This is a genomic window from Streptococcus sp. SS4 (assembly GCF_030440125.1).
In the GTDB taxonomy this organism is placed as follows: Bacteria; Bacillota; Bacilli; order Lactobacillales; family Streptococcaceae; genus Streptococcus.
Map to the genome: position 1 here is coordinate 183231 of NZ_JAQFJM010000002.1, position 18596 is coordinate 201826.

General features: G+C 39.8%; 23 protein-coding genes. 6 read left to right on the forward strand and 17 right to left on the reverse strand.

Translation table 11 applies throughout. The features are described 5' to 3' along the window. Position 1: 1 nt before the first annotated feature. On the forward strand, positions 2-967 hold the full coding sequence (locus tag PCY16_RS02960) for a LacI family DNA-binding transcriptional regulator (protein WP_195413510.1): 966 nt from the start codon (positions 2-4) through the stop codon (positions 965-967). A gap of 90 nt (positions 968-1057) precedes the next feature. Here the strand turns inward: PCY16_RS02960 and nusB are convergent, their stop codons facing one another. The 11 genes from nusB to uvrA form a co-directional block, all read right to left on the reverse strand. Further along, entirely contained in the window at positions 1058-1492 is a 435-nt protein-coding gene (gene nusB, locus PCY16_RS02965; RefSeq protein ID WP_002884506.1) for a transcription antitermination factor NusB, read from the reverse strand. After that, entirely contained in the window at positions 1485-1874 is a 390-nt protein-coding gene (locus PCY16_RS02970) for an Asp23/Gls24 family envelope stress response protein (RefSeq protein ID WP_002884704.1), read from the reverse strand. Before PCY16_RS02970 ends, nusB begins: the two co-directional genes overlap by 8 nt. 70 nt (positions 1875-1944) lie before the next feature. Then, positions 1945-2505, reverse strand: coding sequence for an elongation factor P (efp, locus tag PCY16_RS02975; RefSeq protein WP_002891830.1), 561 nt, complete (start codon positions 2503-2505; stop codon positions 1945-1947). A 115-nt stretch (positions 2506-2620) separates the two neighbouring features. Then, entirely contained in the window at positions 2621-3076 is a 456-nt protein-coding gene (locus PCY16_RS02980) for a deaminase (protein WP_110981001.1), read from the reverse strand. Positions 3077-3094: 18 nt separating this feature from the next. Beyond that, the gene (locus PCY16_RS02985; protein ID WP_195413509.1) at positions 3095-4156 is read right to left on the reverse strand and encodes a Xaa-Pro peptidase family protein; all 1062 of its coding nucleotides are present in this window, start codon (positions 4154-4156) and stop codon (positions 3095-3097) included. Between the two features lie 132 nt (positions 4157-4288). Continuing rightward, complete coding sequence (locus PCY16_RS02990; RefSeq protein WP_004183459.1) at positions 4289-4570, reverse strand: hypothetical protein; 282 nt, start codon at positions 4568-4570, stop codon at positions 4289-4291. 43 nt (positions 4571-4613) lie between these two features. After that, the gene (locus PCY16_RS02995) at positions 4614-5474 is read right to left on the reverse strand and encodes a thioredoxin family protein (protein WP_195413508.1); all 861 of its coding nucleotides are present in this window, start codon (positions 5472-5474) and stop codon (positions 4614-4616) included. 267 nt (positions 5475-5741) lie between these two features. After that, positions 5742-5942 (reverse strand): hypothetical protein, encoded by a 201-nt coding sequence (locus PCY16_RS03000; protein WP_195413507.1) that lies wholly within the window; start codon positions 5940-5942, stop codon positions 5742-5744. Between the two features lie 36 nt (positions 5943-5978). Then, positions 5979-6128, reverse strand: coding sequence for a hypothetical protein (locus PCY16_RS03005; RefSeq protein WP_171966959.1), 150 nt, complete (start codon positions 6126-6128; stop codon positions 5979-5981). Positions 6129-6302: 174 nt separating this feature from the next. Next, positions 6303-6545, reverse strand: a complete 243-nt coding sequence (locus PCY16_RS03010; protein WP_037602605.1) for a DUF3923 family protein — start codon at positions 6543-6545, stop codon at positions 6303-6305. A 95-nt stretch (positions 6546-6640) separates the two neighbouring features. Beyond that, the gene (gene uvrA, locus PCY16_RS03015) at positions 6641-9466 is read right to left on the reverse strand and encodes an excinuclease ABC subunit UvrA (RefSeq protein ID WP_070575484.1); all 2826 of its coding nucleotides are present in this window, start codon (positions 9464-9466) and stop codon (positions 6641-6643) included. A 295-nt stretch (positions 9467-9761) separates the two neighbouring features. Here uvrA and PCY16_RS03020 point away from each other — a divergent pair, with 295 nt between their 5' ends. From PCY16_RS03020 to PCY16_RS03030, 3 genes are all read left to right on the forward strand, one after another. Then, positions 9762-10706 (forward strand): magnesium transporter CorA family protein, encoded by a 945-nt coding sequence (locus PCY16_RS03020; RefSeq protein WP_021143614.1) that lies wholly within the window; start codon positions 9762-9764, stop codon positions 10704-10706. A 70-nt stretch (positions 10707-10776) separates the two neighbouring features. Next, positions 10777-11448, forward strand: coding sequence for a DUF1129 domain-containing protein (locus PCY16_RS03025; protein ID WP_013991182.1), 672 nt, complete (start codon positions 10777-10779; stop codon positions 11446-11448). A 116-nt stretch (positions 11449-11564) separates the two neighbouring features. Beyond that, the gene (locus tag PCY16_RS03030) at positions 11565-12446 is read left to right on the forward strand and encodes a DUF4300 family protein (protein WP_195413506.1); all 882 of its coding nucleotides are present in this window, start codon (positions 11565-11567) and stop codon (positions 12444-12446) included. 126 nt (positions 12447-12572) lie between these two features. Here PCY16_RS03030 and rpsR read toward each other — a convergent pair whose 3' ends face one another. Genes rpsR through rpsF form a run of 3 tightly spaced genes read right to left on the reverse strand, consistent with a single transcriptional unit; the run spans position 12573 to position 13647 of the window. Beyond that, positions 12573-12812 carry a 30S ribosomal protein S18 gene (gene rpsR / locus PCY16_RS03035; RefSeq protein ID WP_000068665.1) on the reverse strand — a complete coding sequence of 80 codons (240 nt, stop codon included), beginning with the start codon at positions 12810-12812 and terminating at the stop codon, positions 12573-12575. 41 nt (positions 12813-12853) lie between these two features. Beyond that, a complete protein-coding gene (locus PCY16_RS03040; RefSeq protein WP_195413505.1) occupies positions 12854-13345 on the reverse strand; it encodes a single-stranded DNA-binding protein in 492 nt (163 codons plus the stop codon). A gap of 11 nt (positions 13346-13356) precedes the next feature. Further along, positions 13357-13647, reverse strand: a complete 291-nt coding sequence (rpsF, locus tag PCY16_RS03045; RefSeq protein ID WP_003093185.1) for a 30S ribosomal protein S6 — start codon at positions 13645-13647, stop codon at positions 13357-13359. A 204-nt stretch (positions 13648-13851) separates the two neighbouring features. On the opposite strand from rpsF, the gene PCY16_RS03050 reads away from it, so the two are divergent. Continuing rightward, positions 13852-14805: a hypothetical protein gene (locus tag PCY16_RS03050; protein ID WP_195413504.1), complete on the forward strand. Its 954-nt coding sequence runs from the start codon at positions 13852-13854 to the stop codon at positions 14803-14805. A gap of 1167 nt (positions 14806-15972) precedes the next feature. Then, the gene (mutY, locus tag PCY16_RS03055) at positions 15973-17124 is read left to right on the forward strand and encodes an A/G-specific adenine glycosylase (protein ID WP_195413503.1); all 1152 of its coding nucleotides are present in this window, start codon (positions 15973-15975) and stop codon (positions 17122-17124) included. Positions 17125-17145: 21 nt separating this feature from the next. Here the strand turns inward: mutY and PCY16_RS03060 are convergent, their stop codons facing one another. The 3 genes from PCY16_RS03060 to PCY16_RS11225 form a co-directional block, all read right to left on the reverse strand. Then, positions 17146-17271 carry a hypothetical protein gene (locus PCY16_RS03060; protein WP_021143609.1) on the reverse strand — a complete coding sequence of 42 codons (126 nt, stop codon included), beginning with the start codon at positions 17269-17271 and terminating at the stop codon, positions 17146-17148. A 147-nt stretch (positions 17272-17418) separates the two neighbouring features. After that, a complete protein-coding gene (locus PCY16_RS03065) occupies positions 17419-17679 on the reverse strand; it encodes a hypothetical protein (RefSeq protein ID WP_195413502.1) in 261 nt (86 codons plus the stop codon). Between the two features lie 20 nt (positions 17680-17699). Beyond that, positions 17700-18101 carry a DUF6608 family protein gene (locus PCY16_RS11225; RefSeq protein WP_070847552.1) on the reverse strand — a complete coding sequence of 134 codons (402 nt, stop codon included), beginning with the start codon at positions 18099-18101 and terminating at the stop codon, positions 17700-17702. Positions 18102-18596 lie beyond the last annotated feature (495 nt).

Consider the following 18596-nt stretch of genomic DNA (forward strand, 5'->3'; position numbering starts at 1 on the left):
TATGGTCGCAAAGCTTACTGACGTTGCCGAACTGGCTGGTGTGAGCCCAACCACAGTTTCTCGCGTCATAAACAAAAAGGGCTACCTCTCACAGAAGACCATTGACAAAGTTCACTCTGCTATGCAAGAACTCAACTATAAACCAAATAATTTAGCTCGAGGTCTTCAAGGAAAGTCGGCCAAACTCGTTGGCTTGATTTTCCCAAATATTTCCAATATATTTTATGCCGAACTTATTGAACGTCTTGAGGATGAACTCTTTAAGCAAGGCTATAAAACCATTATTTGTAATAGTGAGCATGATCCTAACAAGGAGAGAGACTATTTGGAGATGCTTGCCGCCAACCAATGTGACGGCATCATCTCGTCTAGTCACAATCTTGGTATTGAGGATTATGAGAAGGTTGAAGCTCCCATCGTTGCCTTCGACCGTAATCTCGCTCCAAAGATTCCTATTGTTTCGTCTGACAACTTTGAAGGTGGCAAGTTAGCCGCAAGAGCTATGGTCAAGGCTGGCTGTCAACGCATTGTCATGATTACAGGCTATGATAATTCGGATTCTCCAACAGGACTTCGTCAACTAGGTTTTAATTATGAATTGGACAAGAAAGGTATTATTTGTCCTGTTCCAAACGATTTGTCTCTCATGCGACGAGAATTAGAAATCAAATCTATTATCTCTCGTGAAAAACCAGATGGCATCTTTGTTTCGGACGATTTAACAGCTATCTTGGTTATGAAGATAGCTAGACAATTGGGACTTTCTATCCCAGATGACCTAAAAATCATCGGTTATGACGGTACCGCCTTTATCCGTCACTTCTACCCAGAGTTAGCAACTATCCAACAACCTTTGGATGAAATTGCTAAGCTTTGTGTCGAAATTCTTCTCAAGAAAATTAAAGGCAAAACAGTTAATCGTGATTATGTACTTCCAGTGAGTCTGATTGCTGGTGGCAGTATATAAATGAAAGTCGCAAGAAATCTCCGCTTGCGACTTTTTTCTTGTTACATTTGTAGAAAAAAAGAAGTTGAAACAACGCTCAACTTCTTTTGCTTATGCCTCATCTGTCACAAACTGACTAAGTACACCATTAATGAACTTAGCAGATGTTTCATCAGAATATTTTTTAGCGATTTCAATGATTTCGTTAATAGCTACACGTCCTGGTGTTTCTTCAAATGACGTGATTTCATAAAGTCCCAAACGAAGGAGAGTACGATCTGTCACAATCAAACGTGAGAGGCTCCAACCCTCTTTCAACTTTTCTTCAATTTGACTATCAAGTTGGGCCAACTCTTCACGGACACCTGTTACTAGGCTAAGGAGAAAGGCTGGTACATCAACTTCAGTTTCTTCGTCAATTGGCTTGTCATAAGTGTAAGCGAAATGTGCTTGTTCCAGAGCTTCTCCACCAAATTCAAGGGCAAAAAGCGTTTGAAAAGCACGCTCACGAAGGTCACGACGTGAATCTTTAAAGATATTAGTCATTCAAAAAATCCTCGTTAAACAATTCAGCCAAGTCTGGTTTTTGTGACTTTTCAGTAACAATAGATTCAACGTGAACATTGACTTCTGAAATTGCCACTTCTGCCATATCATAGACAGCTGCTTTAACAGCCTTTTGAATTTCGATTGAAACCGCTGGTACGTTAACCCCATACTGAAGTGAGACGTAGATATCAGCATTTACAGTACCATCTTCTTCTGTTCGGAGGTAAACACCACGTCCCAAGCTTGTTTTGCTGAGACTATCCGTAACATTTTTATTTTGAAGGGCGTAAACACCTTCCACTTTAGTTGCAGCGATACCTGTAATCACTTCGAGCACGCGAGGGGCAATTACAATTTCACCGATATTTTCTGTAGTCATCGCATGTTTCCTTTCCGTTAGTTTGGAAAATAAAGCCTTCAAACCAGCGGTTTGAAAGACTTAGTTGGGCTTAGGCACGTGATACGTAAGTACCTTCAGCTGTGTTGATAACCAATTTTTGACCAGCTTCGATAAAGTCTGGAACGTTAACCACAAGACCAGTTTCAAGTGTTGCAGGTTTACCTGAACCTGTAACTGTTGCACCTTTGATTGATGGTTGTGTTTCAGTAACAGTCAATTCAACAGTTGTTGGAACTTGAACACCAATAACTTCTGTTCCGTAGAATTGGATTTTTACGTCTGAGTTTTCAAGGATAAATTTCAATTCTTCTTGAACGTTGGCTACTGGGATTTCATATTGGTCATATGTTTCAGTGTTCATGAAGTATGCAGTATCATCCATTTGGTACAAGTATTGTGCTGGTACTGTTTCGATGATTGCTTGTTCAAATTTTTCTTCTGGACGATAGCTAGTATCAAAAGTTGAACCTGAACGAACATCACGCAATTTCATACGCATGATTGTGTTACCTTTACCAGGTTTGTGGTGGCTAGCTTCAAGAACTTTGATCAATTTGCCATCGTTAGTTACGAAAGTCATACCCGCACGGAGTTTACTTGCTTCAATCATTATTAAATACCTCTTTGTAAAAAATTATTATCAGTTTATTTTACCATAAATGATAGCATGGCTCAAATGTTTTATAGATTCAAGCCCAATCCTCAGGCTTTTTTCAAAGAACAAACTATTCATCCATTCCTAAGTGAACCTCTGGAACATCATGTTGCAAATAAGAAACGCCTTTTTGTTCCATCAATTCAATCGCAAAGGGATGGGGCCTATAATTGGCCTTGTATGTAATCTTAACAATACCAGCTTGCAAGAGAGCTTTGGTGCAGTTGATACAAGGAAAATGAGTCACATAAATCTCTGTATTTTTGGTAGAAATCCCCTCTTTGGCACATTGGATAAGGGCATTCATCTCTGCGTGTACCGTACGAATACAATGACCATCTTCCATATAGTGGCCTACTTCATTACAGTTATCAGTCTCAGAAACTCCGCCGTTATAACCTGTAGCGATAATACGCTTGTCCTTGACTAAAACAGCCCCAACAAAGGCACGATCACACGTAGAACGCTTAGAAATCAGCTCTGCATTAGCCATAAAATAATCTTGCCAAGATAAACGGTTTGGCATAAAGTATTCCTCCAAATCTTAGAGAACAATCAATTCCTTAGGCGCAAGGGTAATCAATTCACAACCATTTTCTGTGATAATGATGTCATCTTCGATACGAACACCGTATTTATCAGCCAAATAAACACCTGGCTCGTCCGTCAAGACCATACCAGCTTCGATAGTCTCATCAGAGTTACCAAAGTAAGGAATCTCGTGAATGTCAAGACCGATACCATGTCCAATACCATGTGTAAAGTAGTCACCGTACCCCGCTTCGACAATAACATCACGCGCAACCTTATCATAGTCACGACGTGTCATACCAGCCTTAGCTGCGTCAATCAAGGCCTGGTTAGAGCGTAGAACGATATCATAAATTTCACGCTCCTCATCAGTGGTGTCACCAATATGGATAGTACGAGTCATATCGCTAACGTAGTGGTTGTAATAGCAACCAAAGTCCATCGTTAAGGTTTCACCAGATTGGATAACCTTTTCTGAAGCAACCCCATGAGGCATAGCAGAACGGTAACCTGAAGCAATGATAGACTCAAAGGAAACCCCTGAAGCTCCGTACTCACGCATACGGAAATCTAGGAAGTTTGCTACTTGTAGTTCTGTTGTTTGACCTGGTTTAATAAAATCAAGTACATCTGTAAAGGCACGGTCTGAGATAGAACAAGCCTTACGGATAGTTGCCAATTCTTTTTCGTCCTTGATCATACGCAACTCTTCCATGAAGTTGCTTTGTGGTGATAAAGTGTAGCCTTCAAAAATCGCTTGAAGACCTTGATAGTAAGCAAATGATACCTGATTATCAAATCCGATTGTTTCCAGTTTATCAGCCTCGATAATTTTAACAATATCCTTAAGTGGGTCCTTACTTTCGATAATATCAAAGCCATGCACGGATTGTTTGGCAATGAGGGTATAACGTGAATCGGTTAAGAAGAGGCGACGATTCTTAGTGATGAAGACAGTCGCATTTGTCCCCCAGAAATCTGTCAAATAATAAATATTGTTTTGTCCTGTCACCAACAAGGCATCAAGGCCTGATTGGGAAAGTTTGGCATCAAATCGTTCAAGTCTACGTTGCATTATGAATTACTCCTTTGGTATTTTAGGTTAATTATACCAAATTTTCAGATTTTAAAGGATTAAATTGACATTTTAGATTGTTTTTTTGAGGTCATAAAGAAAAAGCCAGATCAAACTCTGACTTTATTAGCATTACACAAAGGCTCGCTTTTCGTAGATAGTTGGCATAAAAAGGAGCAAAACCAAAGTCCAAACAAACAAAACAAAGGCTTCGCGAAGATTAAAGAACCCTTGACCACTAGTAAAGACTGCTCGCATAAAACTAAATGGCACATAAGTCATCAGCTTAGTCATGGTATCCCCTAAACTAGCCAAATAGAGCGTGAAGAAAGTCATTCCTGTTACTCCAAAATAAGCCGTTACAAAGGCCGTTAAGGTATTCTTCACAAACAAGACAAGCAAAGAGGAAATCATATTTGATAAATTCTTTTATTTCTCCAACTTAGAAAATAGTCTGTTAGATAAATTTCCCTAAAAGACTTATAAGCAGATCTGTTAGATTCCTAAAAACTTGCTTAATTTGAGACATTAGGCTAGTAACAGCCCCTTCAGTATGATTAATTACATCCTTATCACTATCCTTGATAGTATCTTCAGAAGGGGACTCAGGTAAGGGATTTTCCACCTTCTCTACTACTTCTGTTCCCTCTGGTGTCTCTGTTTTCTCAGTTTCTTCCTTGAAAACAGCCTGATAAATAGCTCGGGCATCTGGAGCACTGCCAAGATAGCCAGAAACCAATTGACCATTTTTGAGACGAATGACACTTGGAGTCCCTGGAATTCCTAGCTTATCAAATAGTATTTTACGAGACTCACGGTCCAACTGATCTGAATCTGTATTGTAATAAAGAAGCTGACCATCAATCAGGGTATTGAAATCCTTCAAAACCGGAGAATTTTGACGACAATAGTAGCAGGTTGGCCGGCCAACATAAAGGATATGGTCCCCGCCATCTTCAGTCAACATATTTGTGACATCACTATAAGAGACTGGCTTCAGGTTTTCAAGATTCTTTTCATAAGTTTCAACCGAGACCTCTTCGGACCTTACTTCTGTCTCAACCACTCCTGTCTGTGATGATTGAGGAAGCGAATTTTCCTTTGTCTCACTAATAGATTCAACTTTCTCAGCTACCTGTTGAGAAGCTGTTTCAGAAGAAACTTCCACATTCTCTACTTCACCATTCTCAACAGAATTATTGGATAATTCGACTGTAGATTCCTTAACATCTAACTCATCCGCTGCTCCACTAAGCACCGCTAACTGGCAAGTACCTAAAACAAAACTCGCCATCAAAATAAATTGTATTTTCTTCATGTATTCTCCTTATTTGTTTACTGTGTTACATCTTACTTTTTACCAATTAACAAAAGCAATGGTACCATGACACTAATTACCATGTTCCTCTCCTTTTTCTATTTATATTAATATTTTAGCCACTAAGTCCAAGCTATGACTTCATTATAAGAGCTTAACGAAATAAAAAATAGTGACATAGATGTCACCATCCCATAGGATTAAAGATAAAAAGAAAAGGCTAAGCAAGCAAGCTCAACCTGAGGCTATAGTAATCATCAGAGAAAATCATTCCTCCTTATCCTTACTCGCTACTCTAAGCGCAAACAAAGAAAAAGCTAGTGAAAAAGTTGACCAGACGAGACAATGGTCAATAAAAGCAACACCTTCGGTGAAACTTAGTGTAGCATTTATGATCACAATAAATAGCCAGACAATCACGATAACAATGCTTAAACTTCTAATAAGATTATTCTTCTGTTTATCCATACTCCTCTTTCCCATATCTGGTGCTCATGGTAACTTCTAATCGCCATAAGGAGGTCTTCTTTTCAACCACCATTTGTTCCAACCCAATCGTTCAGGTAAGGTTTGAGGTTTAGATACAAAACCACCCCCTGTAACATTTTCTAAGGTTTCAGCATTGAGCTCTTCACCATATGCCTTAGTTCGCATTCTTATTTCTCCTTTCTTTTCAAAAATAAATACAGCAATAACCACTTGGACTATACAAAGATTTAGTCGTCTTGGAGACCTAGTGGATTTGGGTATAAGGTCATTATAAGTTCTCCCTTTTCAAAAAAATAGTGACATAAATGTCACTACCACTGAACACAAAAAGACAGGCCTTTATAAGACCTGTTCCAAAACTTGTTTATTTCTACGGTGTTTCAGAATAAGATAAAAAATTACTTCAAAAAGGAGAAAACTAAAATAAATTCCTAAAACATAAAGCAAAGTTTCCCATTTATCTGTTGCTGATTGAAAATGGCCGTGATGATCCACTGTACGAATACTAATTAAAAGACAAATATCTAGAAATAAGGCTAGAAGAATACCATTAAATCCTATAAAAAAACGCTTTTTAACCATAGTCTGGCTCCTGTATCTTTTTTCTTAACCATAGAATAGCAAACTCAACTTAAACCAGCCTAAAGCAAAAAAAGACTCAGAGAGCCCTTTTTCCTTTATGTCAATTTTTCTTTCAAATATTGTCCTGTGTAGCTTTCCGGAACGGCTGCTACCTCTTCTGGAGTCCCTGTAGCAACGATAGTACCTCCACCGACACCGCCTTCAGGACCCAAATCGATGATATGGTCTGCGGTCTTGATAACATCCAGATTGTGCTCAATCACGAGAACAGTGTTGCCATCATCCGCAAAACGCTGAAGCACCTTCAAAAGACGAGCAATGTCATCTGTATGGAGACCCGTCGTCGGTTCATCCAGAATGTAGAAGGACTTCCCAGTAGAGCGTTTGTGCAACTCACTAGCTAGTTTCATACGTTGAGCCTCACCACCTGATAGGGTTGTTGCTGGTTGTCCCAAGGTCACATACCCAAGTCCTACATCTTTGATAGTCTGCACCTTACGAGCAATCTTAGGAATAGCCGCAAAGAAGTCAACTGCGTCATCAACTGTCATATCCAAAATTTCAGCAATATTTTTCCCCTTATAGCGAACTTCTAAGGTCTCAGAATTATAGCGTGTGCCATGACAAACCTCACAAGGGACATAAACATCAGGCAAGAAATGCATCTCAATCTTGATAATACCATCACCAGAGCAGGCTTCACAACGGCCACCCTTGACATTGAAAGAGAAACGTCCCTTCTTGTAACCTCGAATCTTGGCCTCATTAGTTTGGGCAAACAGATCACGAATATCGTCAAAGACACCGGTGTAAGTCGCTGGATTAGAACGAGGTGTACGCCCAATTGGACTTTGGTCAATATCAATCAAACGCTCGATATGCTCGATTCCTGTCACTGATTTGTGTTTACCAGGTTTCTCACTATTTCGATTAAGCTCTTGGGCAATTTTTTTCTTGAGAATTCCGTTAACCAAAGTCGATTTTCCCGAACCAGAAACACCAGTGACTGCAATCAACTTTCCAAGTGGAAACTTGACAGATACATTCTTCAGGTTATTTTCACTAGCACCTTTAACCTCGATAAAACGACCATTACCTACACGACGTTCCAGAGGAACAGGAATTGATTTTGCACCTGACAGATATTGCCCGGTGATTGATTTCTTGTTCTTAGCAACTTCCTCTGGGGTCCCAGAGGCCATGATTTGACCACCAAAAGCACCCGCACCAGGTCCCACATCGATAAGCCAGTCAGCCTCACGCATGGTATCTTCATCATGCTCCACCACAATCAGGGTATTGCCCAAGTCACGCATCTTTTTAAGACTTGATATCAAGCGATCATTGTCACGCTGATGAAGCCCAATAGAAGGCTCATCCAAAACATATAGGACTCCAGAAAGGTTAGAGCCAATCTGTGTCGCCAAACGGATACGCTGACTCTCACCCCCTGAAAGGGTTCCGGCCATACGAGAGAGGGTCAAATAATTAAGACCTACATTATTTAGGAAAGTCAAGCGATCCTTGATTTCCTTGATAATTGGACGAGCGATCACTCCTTCATTTTCACCCAATTCAAGGTTATCAATTTCCTGAAGATGATCTGAAATAGACAAATCAGAGATTTGACCAATATTTAGGCCATTCTCACCACCAACACGAACCGAGAGAGCTGCTTCGTTAAGACGATAGCCATGACAAGTTGGACATGACAACTCATTCATATAACCTCGCATGACATTGCGAGTGAAATCACTATTGGTCTCGTGGTAGCGACGATTAATATTAGTCACAACCCCTTCAAAAGGAATGTCAATATCACGCACCCCACCAAAATCATTAACATAATGGAAGTGGAATTCGCGGTCCCCAGATCCATAGAGGATCAAATCCTGTTCTTCTTTTTTCAGATTTTCAAATGGTGTATCCATATCCACGCCGAACTGCTCCATGGCCTGCTCAAGCATAGCTGGATAATAGTTGGATGATATAGGATTCCAAGGCGCCAGAGCACCTTCACGCAAGGTTTTACTAGCATCAGGGATTACCAAATCCATATCAACTTCCAGTTTATTACCCAAACCATCACAGGTCGGACAAGAGCCAAACGGTGCATTGAATGAAAAGAGACGCGGCTCCAACTCTGGCACTGTGAAGCCACAAACTGGACAAGAATAATGCTCTGAGTAAAGCAACTCATTATCATCCATAGTATCCACAATCAAGTAGCCATCTGCTAAACGAAGGGCCGCCTCCACCGAATCAAAGAGACGACTACGGATACCCTCCTTATTTACCAAGCGGTCCACAACCACTTCGATATTATGCATCTTAGACTTGGACAACTCTGGCACTTCTGTGACATCGTAAATCTCACCATCTACACGAACACGAACATAACCGTCTTTCTGTACACGCTCAAAAACAGCCTTGTGTTGCCCTTTCCTACGACGAACAATTGGTGCCAAAATTTGCATACGTGTACGCTCTGGAAGAGCTAGAACCTCGTCCACAATCTGTTCCACAGAGGACGACTGAATGGCCCCATGACCATTAGGACAATAGGGGACACCCACACGCGCATAAAGGAGACGAAGATAGTCATTAATCTCCGTCGCTGTTCCGACTGTCGAACGAGGGTTTTTGCTTGTTGTTTTCTGGTCAATGGAGATGGCAGGACTCAAACCATCAATCGAGTCCACATCAGGTTTCTCCATATTACCCAAAAACTGACGGGCATAAGCCGAGAGACTTTCAACATAACGACGTTGCCCCTCTGCATAGATGGTATCAAAGGCCAAGGAAGACTTCCCAGAACCTGACAAACCCGTAACCACTACCAGTTTATCACGTGGAATCTCCACATCAATATTTTTTAAATTGTGAGCTCTTGCTCCATGAATCACTAACTTATCTTGCATATTTTAAGAGGCCCTAACCCAGAAGCTACGGCCACTCCTTTCTACAGACGGATGGAAAATCCATCCCGACTTTCTCTCATATTATAACAAAATTTCAATTTATCCAGCCCAAAAATGTTTCAAATGTAGTATAATATTGGAGTGTCTAAAAAAGGCAAGGAACATCGTCCCAAGCCTCATTTGACATCACTAAAAAAAGCTAAGAGCAGTGTTTATTTTACTTAAAAGCGATTGTAAAAATCCTTTTGTAATCAAGGCGCTAGCGCTTACCTAATGACAAAAGGAGGGGTTCCCATTGAAACAAATGTTCTTATCCACCGGAAAAGAATTCAAAGAAATTGAAACATTCGAGCCTGGTGCTTGGATTCATTTGGTGAACCCTTCCCAAGAAGAAGCCATGAAGGTCGCAGAACGTTTTAACATTGATATTCAAGACCTCCGTGCCCCTCTGGACGTGGAAGAAACATCACGTATCGATGTCGAAGATGACTACACCCTGATTCTGGTCGACGTCCCAACCCAAGAAGAGCGTAATAACAAAAGCTACTACGTCACTATTCCATTGGGTATCATCGTTACCGATGAGGTGGTTGTTACAACCTGTCTCGAGGACATCAGCCTCATGGACAACTTCCTCAACCACCGTGTACGTAACTTCTACACCTTTATGAAGACCCGTTTTGTCTTTCAGATTCTCTATCGCAATGCTCAACTCTTCCTAACCGCCCTACGTTCTATCGACCGTCAGAGCGATAAATTGGAAGCTCAGTTGGAAAATGCGACTAAAAACGAGCACTTGATTGACATGATGGAATTGGAAAAATCCATTGTCTATCTAAAAGCCTCACTTAAGATGAATGAGCGAATTGTCAAAAAGCTAACAGGTAACGCCTCTAGCTTGAAGAAATATATCGAGGACGAGGATCTCTTGGAAGATACGCTGGTCGAAACCCAACAGGCCATTGAGATGGCAGGCATCTATGAAAATGTCTTGAATGCCATGGCTGAAACCTCTGCCTCTATCATCGGCAATAACCAAAACACAATCATGAAAACACTCGCTCTCATGACTATGGCTCTGGATATCCCAACCGTTATCTTCTCCGCCTACGGTATGAACTTTAAAAACAATTCTATGCCACTAAACGATTTAGATAACGCCTTTTGGGTCATCTTCTTCATGGCAGCCTTCGGGTCATCCTGCGTTGTTATCTACTTTATCAGGAAAAAATGGTTCTAACATAGAGCCTCTTCTTTTCCCTAAACTACAAAACTAAAAAAAATAATACTATTTATCGAAAGGTCATCTCATGGACATCCAAAAACTCACCAAGAAAAACCAAGAATTTATCCACATCGCAACTAACCAACTCATCAAAGATGGTAAATCAGACCAAGAAATCAAAGACATTCTTGGCAATGTCATTCCTGAACTTATCGAAAATCAGAAAAAAGGAATTACAGGACGTGGACTCCTTGGTGCTCCAACTGTTTGGGCTGCTAGTTTCTCTCCTGAAAAACACCAAAAACCTGAAACTGGTAAGCCTAACAAAGAAGTGCCAGAAACAGATAAAACACCTTGGAAGATGTGGCTTGATACCTCACTCTTCCTTCTAGCCATCGTTGCTATCATGAACGCAATCTTTGGTTTCTCAGGTACACAAACTAGCTACGGTCTCACAACCCTTCTTTCAGTGTCATTCATTGGAGGCCTTGCTATGTATACCCCTTACCACTACATCTACCGTCACAATAACAAACCAAAAGAAGAACGTCCAAAATGGTGGTTCAGCATGACCGTCATCACACTCTCTTTTATTGCATGGTTTGCTCTCTTTAGTCTTACAGCTCTTCTTCCAAGCTACCTCAACCCTGGTCTTTCACCAATTGTAATCCTTATCATTGGCGTTATTGCTGGTGTTGCCAAATACTTCTTCAAACGTCATTACAACGTCCAAAGTACTTACGCACCTGCATCTTAATCAATCTCAACCTCAAGCACCCTTGTGGGTGCTTTTTTACGTCAGAAATCTTGACACAGTTGGCTATTCTATACTAAAATGTTAAAGTTAATAGACAAAAGAAAGAATTCCAATAGATGCGTATCAAATTCCCTCTACTAATCATTGCTTGCTGCCTATTACTTATGGCATGCAGCCACAAGAATACTCAGAAAAACTATCAAGCTTACTATAGTTTCAACAACGTGACGACTCCCACTCAGGAAAAACAGCTAGCCAAAGCCTTAAAAAGCAAAGGCATACCGACCAAAGACTGGGACAATCTAGCCCCTTATATTACTCGTTACAATCAGGAAAATACAAACCTTCAGCCAGTTGTCAAAAAATGGACCAAAAGTAAAATCGGCAAAGATCAAAACCAATTCGTCACCTTCCTTAATGAAAAAACTTTTGAAGAGAATAAATCACACTTTACTGACGACTTAAACTGTCGACGAACATCTTTCCTCCTTCTTCACGACCTTATTACAAGCTCAGAGGACCTCACCAAATTGGAACTCCCCCTTCAAAACGAATTTATAGATCTTAAGTCACACCACAAAGAGTTAACCGCCAAGGATCAAGCTCTCTACAGTCTCCTCTTTGGGGATAATATCAGCTATCAGTCTACAGACGATCTCCTTAAAGCTTGGAAAAAAGCTGGACTCAAGTTTCCAGAGAAGGTTAAACTCCTATCGGTCTTTCAAAATAGCCCTGGTGATGTCAGCAATTTCCACACGGCTATAGCTTACGAAAAAGACGGCAGTATCTATGTCTTTGAAAAACAGGACCCTACACTTCCTTACAGGTGGAGTCGCTTCAACAATTGGGCAGACATCAAAACACACTGGTTATCCAACCGCTTCAAGGCCTTCAAAGATAATGTTGATGTCCTCGTTAACGACCAAAAATTTGATGATTTCTTAGAAAACACACTCTATATACCACAAAACAACCAACTAGCTCCTCAAGACGAATGAGAAGGCCAGTTGGTTTTTCTTTCCCCCTAAAGCATAAAATTAAACTCTCCACTGTCAGCCCCAGAAATTACAAAGGCTTAGAAAATCAAGGCAGAAAAAAAACACCCTCAGTCGAGGGTATTATTTTTAGTCTTCATTTACGTAAGGCATAAGTGCCATAACGCGAGCGCGTTTAATCGCTGTTGTTACTTTACGTTGGTTTTTAGCTGAAGTTCCTGTTACACGACGTGGAAGAATTTTACCACGTTCTGAAACGAAACGGCTAAGAAGCTCAGTATCTTTGTAATCAACATATTCGATTTTGTTAGCTGCGATGTAATCAACTTTTTTACGGCGTTTGAATCCGCCACGACGTTGTTGAGCCATGTTTATTTCTCCTTTATATATTTAATTCGTTTTGTCCATTCTTAGAATGGGAGATCGTCATCTGAAATGTCCATTGGATTTGAATTACCAAATGGACTCTCGTCACGACCGAAGTTTGGTGTAGATTGCGCAGGTTGTGATCCACCACCGAATGAATTTGAATTATCAAATCCTCCAGCGTTGTAAGAACCACCACTGTGACCTTCACGTGCCGCACGGCTTTCCAACATTTGGAAATTATCAGCGACAACTTCAGTTACGTAAACACGTTGACCTTGTTGATTTTCATAGTTACGAGTCTGAATACGACCTGTAATTCCAATCAATGCGCCTTTCTTAGCCCAGTTAGCCAAATTTTCAGCTTGCTGGCGCCAGATAACACAGTTAATAAAGTCTGTTTCACGTTCACCATTAGCACCCTTGAAGTTACGGTTAACCGCAAGGCTGAATGTTGCAACAGCAACGTTACTTGGTGTATAACGAAGTTCCGCATCACGGGTCATGCGACCAACGAGTACGACATTATTAATCATAATTTACCTTCTTACGCGTCAAGTTTAACGATCATGTGACGAAGAATGTCACCGTTGATTTTTGAAAGACGGTCGAACTCGTTAAGAGCTGCATCGTCGTTTGCTTCAACGTTAACAACGTGGTAAAGTCCTTCACGGAAATCTTGGATTTCGTATGCAAGACGACGTTTTTCCCAATCTTTTGATTCAACAACAGTTGCACCGTTGTCAGTCAAGATAGAATCGAAACGTGCTACCAAAGCGTTTTTAGCTTCTTCTTCAATGTTTGGACGAATGATATAAAGAATTTCGTATTTAGCCATTGATATTTTCCTCCTCTTTTGGTCTAATGACTCATGGTCTTTCGCCACGAGTAAGTGAGGTGCACTCACAAGATATAATTCTACCAAAGTTTGAAGGATAATGCAAGGGAAAAGTGAATAGATAGGAATTTGAATCGCTAAGAAAAAAAATTAAGCCTTATGAGTCGTCTTTTCTCCGGCCAAACTTCATGCTAAAATAAGAGAATGCTTTATCATAAAAAGAAATTAGGAGAAAAACTAGGGCTTCCAACCTTTAACCACTACTATAATATTCCTATTACTTCCCTAGAATATGATTTAAAAAACTTAGGTCCGAGTGACGTCTACATTATCACTTTCAAACAGGACAATAACCTCTTTGTTGTTGACATAACACATCAGCTTGGTCATACCAGTCATTTTGATACCGTCTCCCTCTTTGAACTAGACAAGCTCTTATCTGGTATCGCTGCTGTTCCTTTAGCCGCTGTCCAAAACATACAAATCTTGTCCTTCCCAGACAAGTTACACTCTCTGAACCCTAGTCAACGTCTAAAAAATCTCGTTACTCTTTACTACAAGGATGCAGAAATCATGCGTTACCTCAAGACGACTAAAAATACTGGTGATCAGGTGACAAGATATCAATTAGAGGCTGAACGACTAGAAAGACAAGGTAAGAGTTTTGACTTCTTCAAGTACGTCAGCCGTGGCAAAATACGAGAAGAAGACGGTCTATCGGAAGTGTCTAGCAAGGACTACGACTTCATTCCTGATTTTCACCCCTTCTTAACCTCACCAAGAAGCCAGCAGGTTTTAAGCGTACCAGTAACCTACTTTGATGACAAAACGAAACAGACCGCCAAAATAGACATCATGGGGTGGTATATCAAGGACCAGCAACTTAAGATTCGTTGGAAACCCAAGTACATGCGCAAACGTCGATGGCGCTCATCACGTATATCAGTTGATATCGTGACCGACAACTACTTCTTCCAAGGACAAATCTATAGAGACAGTAGCGCCCCCATATTTCTGAACAACCTAAGCTTTGATAGCAAGATTCCTAAGAGCTTCCTGCCGCATCTTAAAAATCAATACCAAATCTTTATGGCTCTAGTCGAAGAACAAAAAAGACTGGCTCTCCTACGAAAGGTCCAGTTAAACAATAAGGACTAAGAGTCTTTCACTAAAATTTCACATATCAAAAAGCTCATTCTTACACGCTAGAATGAGCTTTTAAGATTCTTCAATTGTCATTAGAACATCCTTTTGGAATTTTGTAAAAAATATTTTCATAAGGAGGAGTCATTGTGTGTCACCATTTTTATACCTAGCAATCATAGATTACCTCCATCAACTTACAAATAACTTTTTTGTATTGTAAATTTTCTATTACATTGGTATCACTCCCTAAGCTATTTTATGCAATAACTTGAAGTGTCTCCATTTTTATAACGTCCTAAATTCATCATCATAGTAATCACCTCTGATTCGTATGATTTGAGACCTATCTCCCCATTGACCACTCAATGAGACTTACTTGTCGCCGTTCTTATAACGACTTACATCAAACATCAACATAAGCGTCACCTCGGTACTTTTTTACAAGATTTAAGCATTTAACTTTTGTCGATAGTTTACTCATTTGGCATCGGTATCACTCCTTAAGCTATTTTACGCAACAGCTTAAGTGTCTCCATTTTTATACCTACTAACATTTCTCATGAGCTTTACCTCACTTTTTGACGTTAATCTTGAGTTTAGCTTTCAATTTCTGGTGGTATCACTCCCTTGTAGCTATTTTATGCAACATTTTTAATCGCCGTTTTTATACCTACTGATATTTTTCATGAACTCACCTCGTTCATCTTAAGAATATAGGATTTACGTTTCGTGTGGCATGGGTATCACTCCTTAGGCTATTTTACGCAACAACCTAAGTGTCTCCATTTTTATACCTACTAACATTTCTCATGAGCTTTACCTCACTTCTTCTTAAGTTAACAGATTTGAGTTTAGCTTTCGACTTCTGGTGGTATCACTCCCTTGTAGCTATTTTATGCGACTGAATTAATCTCCGTTCTTGTAACGTCCTACTGTCATGTGGTCACGCTCCTCAGAGATGAATGGTAAAGTTATTTGTTTTGCCTACTGTTTTGTTTAGAGATTTTAGTCTCCGTTTTTGTACCTTGAAATATTGACTCTCACCATGGCTTTTACCTCCTTGATGAATCCTTATCTTCTTTACACTCTTAGTATAATGTAAACGCTTACTTTTGTCAATCTTTTTAACAGAAAAACGCATAATTTTTTGAAAAAAGATTTCTTTGCTACAATAGAGATATGTTAGATTTAAAAGAATACGGCATTGTCATGTGGGATGCTGAGAAAATCGCCTCTTTTCGTCGTACCCTCCTGAACTGGTACGATCGAGAGAAACGAGACCTACCGTGGCGTAGAACTAAAAATCCCTATTATATCTGGGTTAGTGAAATCATGCTACAACAAACACAGGTTCAGACTGTCATTCCCTATTACGAGCGCTTTTTAGACTGGTTCCCAACAGTTAAAGATTTGGCTGAAGCTCCAGAAGAGAAGCTTCTCAAAGCTTGGGAGGGGCTAGGTTACTATTCACGTGTCCGAAACATGCAAAAGGCTGCGCAGCAAATCATGGATGACTTTGATGGTCAGTTTCCAGATACTTATGAAAACATCGCCAAACTCAAGGGCATCGGACCCTATACTGCTGGTGCTATTTCTAGCATTGCTTTTGGACTCCCAGAACCCGCTGTTGATGGTAATGTTATGCGAGTCATGGCTCGTCTCTTTGAGGTCAACTACGATATAGGAGACGCCAAAAATCGTAAGATTTTCCAAGCGATTATGGACATTTTGATTGACCCTGACCGTCCAGGGGACTTTAATCAGGCGCTTATGGACCTTGGGACTGATATCGAATCGGCTAAAAATCCAAGACCAGACGAAAGTCCAATTCGCTTTTTCTGTGCAGCCTATATCAACGGAACTTATGACAAGTACCCTATCAAATTGCCTAAGAAGAAGCCTAAACCTATGCAAATTCAGGCTTTTATTATCAGAAATGCAAAGGGTGAATTTCTGCTCGAAAAAAATATCGAAGGGCGTCTGCTAGGTGGTTTCTGGTCCTTCCCTATCATGGAAACAGACTTTATTAGCCAACAACTCAGCCTTTTTGAAAAGGATGATTGTATTCTCGAGACAGTCTCTCAAAAGGCTATTTTTGAGGAAAATTATGCCCTCAAACCAGAGTGGACAAACAATAGCTTTACACCCGTAAAGCATACCTTCAGCCACCAAAAATGGACCATCGAAATGGTAGAAGGCAACGTTAAGAACGATAAACCTACTTCCGATAAGGAGCTACGCTGGGTGGCTAGTCAAGACTTTGACCAGTTCCCAATGGCCACACCACAGAAGAAGATGATTAAAACTTATGAAGACAGTAAAAAAGGATAGCATTGAGTGCTACCCTTTTTCTTATACATCAAGTTTATCGTGCTTACGGCCTCGCAAAGCAAGGTATACTTTTGAAAGAACTACTCCCAAAAAGATATAAAACAATTCCAAATAAGTCACATTTTTTGACATCAAAAATTCAATCATAATACGACACTCCTTTTTATTAAGAACTCCTGTCGCTGTTCTCAGTTATGCTTCTATTATAGGTAAAATGACCAATAAAAAATAGTGACATAAATGTCACTATGGGGAATAAAGAACCGAAACATTTAAGTTTCAGCTTGAGAATTATTAATCTACTTTGTAGAAGAAGTAACTGTCGTCAGTGGTGCCATAAATTGACTGACCACTCCAGATGCGGTCCTTACTTTTATCTGACTGATCATCAGCTTTCTCATTTGGTGATGATGTTACAGAACCGGTCAAGGCTACTCCTTTGGGTAAGAATGCAATCATTCCACCACCAGGACCAACTTCTTTTGGCACAAGTCCTGCTTTAAAAAAGCCATCAGTAATTTTACCATATTCAATTGCTACCTTTGCCGTATACAATTCTATAAATTGGAATTAATTTACTTCATTGTCTCTTTCTTTTTTCTACATTTGTACACAATAAAATGGACTATACAAAATATAACGAACATAGACGTGAAATTTATCCAGACGTCCATATACGCGGACTGAGCTAAATTTTCTCTAAAGCTCGTAGACCATACATAAAAAAATGCAAGTAAAACTGTCGGTATGTACGAAACTGCATATCTTAGAACCATAGGCTTTATAATCAGCTCTGTAACAAGAGCATATGCCACTACACCTATTAAAACTATGATTGCTCTGTCTATTTCGTGCCAGTTTCCGCTCGGATCCTCATATATTCCGTTATATAAATACAAAATGCTGTTTAGCACCGTTACAAATGTATATAAAACCGTATATGCGAAAATCAAATTCTTATATTTATCCTTTTTCATTGCACTACTACTCCAGAAATTCAAATTTGTTTATCTAATTATAAAATAAAGGTTAACGATTAATCAATTTAATTATATAACTAAAATTAGAAATGTTTATTCCAAATTTATTTGAGAGCTGTTCTAAGTTATTCCTTCCTTTCTAAGTTCATAGATTAGAACTTGTGACTTGCTCTTCGGATGAAAGCCTCTGCTACCGGCCAAGGCTTAAAAAACCACCGATTCAGCACCACCTTTGCTAGCTAACCCGACTAGCAAGTCTCATTAGTATATTAGCTACTGGTCGGGAACCCCTATCTAATATAACACTTTAGGGGAACTTTTTTGATACATCGTTAAAAACTTTTCGGAACCACTAGCATAGCTGGTGGTTTTCAATAGGCAAAAAAGCCGAACCTCAGTCCAGCTTTCATCTGTCTATTTCTACTTGTTCATAAAGTAGGTGATAATCACCAATACTGCTACAATACCTAGGATAACAGCCAGAAATCCTAG

What these genes read in the sequence shown, in the direction of transcription:
- efp (WP_002891830.1), bottom strand. Translation starts at nt 2,505, where the DNA reads ATGATTGAAGCAAGTAAACTCCGTGCGGGTATGACTTTCGTAACTAAC.
- PCY16_RS11225 (WP_070847552.1), bottom strand. Translation starts at nt 18,101, where the DNA reads ATGAAAAAGGATAAATATAAGAATTTGATTTTCGCATATACGGTTTTA.
- PCY16_RS03000 (WP_195413507.1), bottom strand. Translation starts at nt 5,942, where the DNA reads ATGGATAAACAGAAGAATAATCTTATTAGAAGTTTAAGCATTGTTATC.
- PCY16_RS02995 (WP_195413508.1), bottom strand. Translation starts at nt 5,474, where the DNA reads ATGAAGAAAATACAATTTATTTTGATGGCGAGTTTTGTTTTAGGTACT.
- PCY16_RS03040 (WP_195413505.1), bottom strand. Translation starts at nt 13,345, where the DNA reads ATGATTAATAATGTCGTACTCGTTGGTCGCATGACCCGTGATGCGGAA.
- PCY16_RS03025 (WP_013991182.1), top strand. Translation starts at nt 10,777, where the DNA reads ATGGACATCCAAAAACTCACCAAGAAAAACCAAGAATTTATCCACATC.
- PCY16_RS02960 (WP_195413510.1), top strand. Translation starts at nt 2, where the DNA reads ATGGTCGCAAAGCTTACTGACGTTGCCGAACTGGCTGGTGTGAGCCCA.
- nusB (WP_002884506.1), bottom strand. Translation starts at nt 1,492, where the DNA reads ATGACTAATATCTTTAAAGATTCACGTCGTGACCTTCGTGAGCGTGCT.
- PCY16_RS02985 (WP_195413509.1), bottom strand. Translation starts at nt 4,156, where the DNA reads ATGCAACGTAGACTTGAACGATTTGATGCCAAACTTTCCCAATCAGGC.
- rpsF (WP_003093185.1), bottom strand. Translation starts at nt 13,647, where the DNA reads ATGGCTAAATACGAAATTCTTTATATCATTCGTCCAAACATTGAAGAA.
- PCY16_RS03030 (WP_195413506.1), top strand. Translation starts at nt 11,565, where the DNA reads ATGCGTATCAAATTCCCTCTACTAATCATTGCTTGCTGCCTATTACTT.
- PCY16_RS02980 (WP_110981001.1), bottom strand. Translation starts at nt 3,076, where the DNA reads ATGCCAAACCGTTTATCTTGGCAAGATTATTTTATGGCTAATGCAGAG.
- PCY16_RS03060 (WP_021143609.1), bottom strand. Translation starts at nt 17,271, where the DNA reads ATGATTGAATTTTTGATGTCAAAAAATGTGACTTATTTGGAATTGTTT.
- rpsR (WP_000068665.1), bottom strand. Translation starts at nt 12,812, where the DNA reads ATGGCTCAACAACGTCGTGGCGGATTCAAACGCCGTAAAAAAGTTGAT.
- PCY16_RS02970 (WP_002884704.1), bottom strand. Translation starts at nt 1,874, where the DNA reads ATGACTACAGAAAATATCGGTGAAATTGTAATTGCCCCTCGCGTGCTC.
- PCY16_RS03010 (WP_037602605.1), bottom strand. Translation starts at nt 6,545, where the DNA reads ATGGTTAAAAAGCGTTTTTTTATAGGATTTAATGGTATTCTTCTAGCC.
- PCY16_RS03050 (WP_195413504.1), top strand. Translation starts at nt 13,852, where the DNA reads ATGCTTTATCATAAAAAGAAATTAGGAGAAAAACTAGGGCTTCCAACC.
- PCY16_RS02990 (WP_004183459.1), bottom strand. Translation starts at nt 4,570, where the DNA reads ATGATTTCCTCTTTGCTTGTCTTGTTTGTGAAGAATACCTTAACGGCC.
- uvrA (WP_070575484.1), bottom strand. Translation starts at nt 9,466, where the DNA reads ATGCAAGATAAGTTAGTGATTCATGGAGCAAGAGCTCACAATTTAAAA.
- PCY16_RS03005 (WP_171966959.1), bottom strand. Translation starts at nt 6,128, where the DNA reads ATGCGAACTAAGGCATATGGTGAAGAGCTCAATGCTGAAACCTTAGAA.
- mutY (WP_195413503.1), top strand. Translation starts at nt 15,973, where the DNA reads ATGTTAGATTTAAAAGAATACGGCATTGTCATGTGGGATGCTGAGAAA.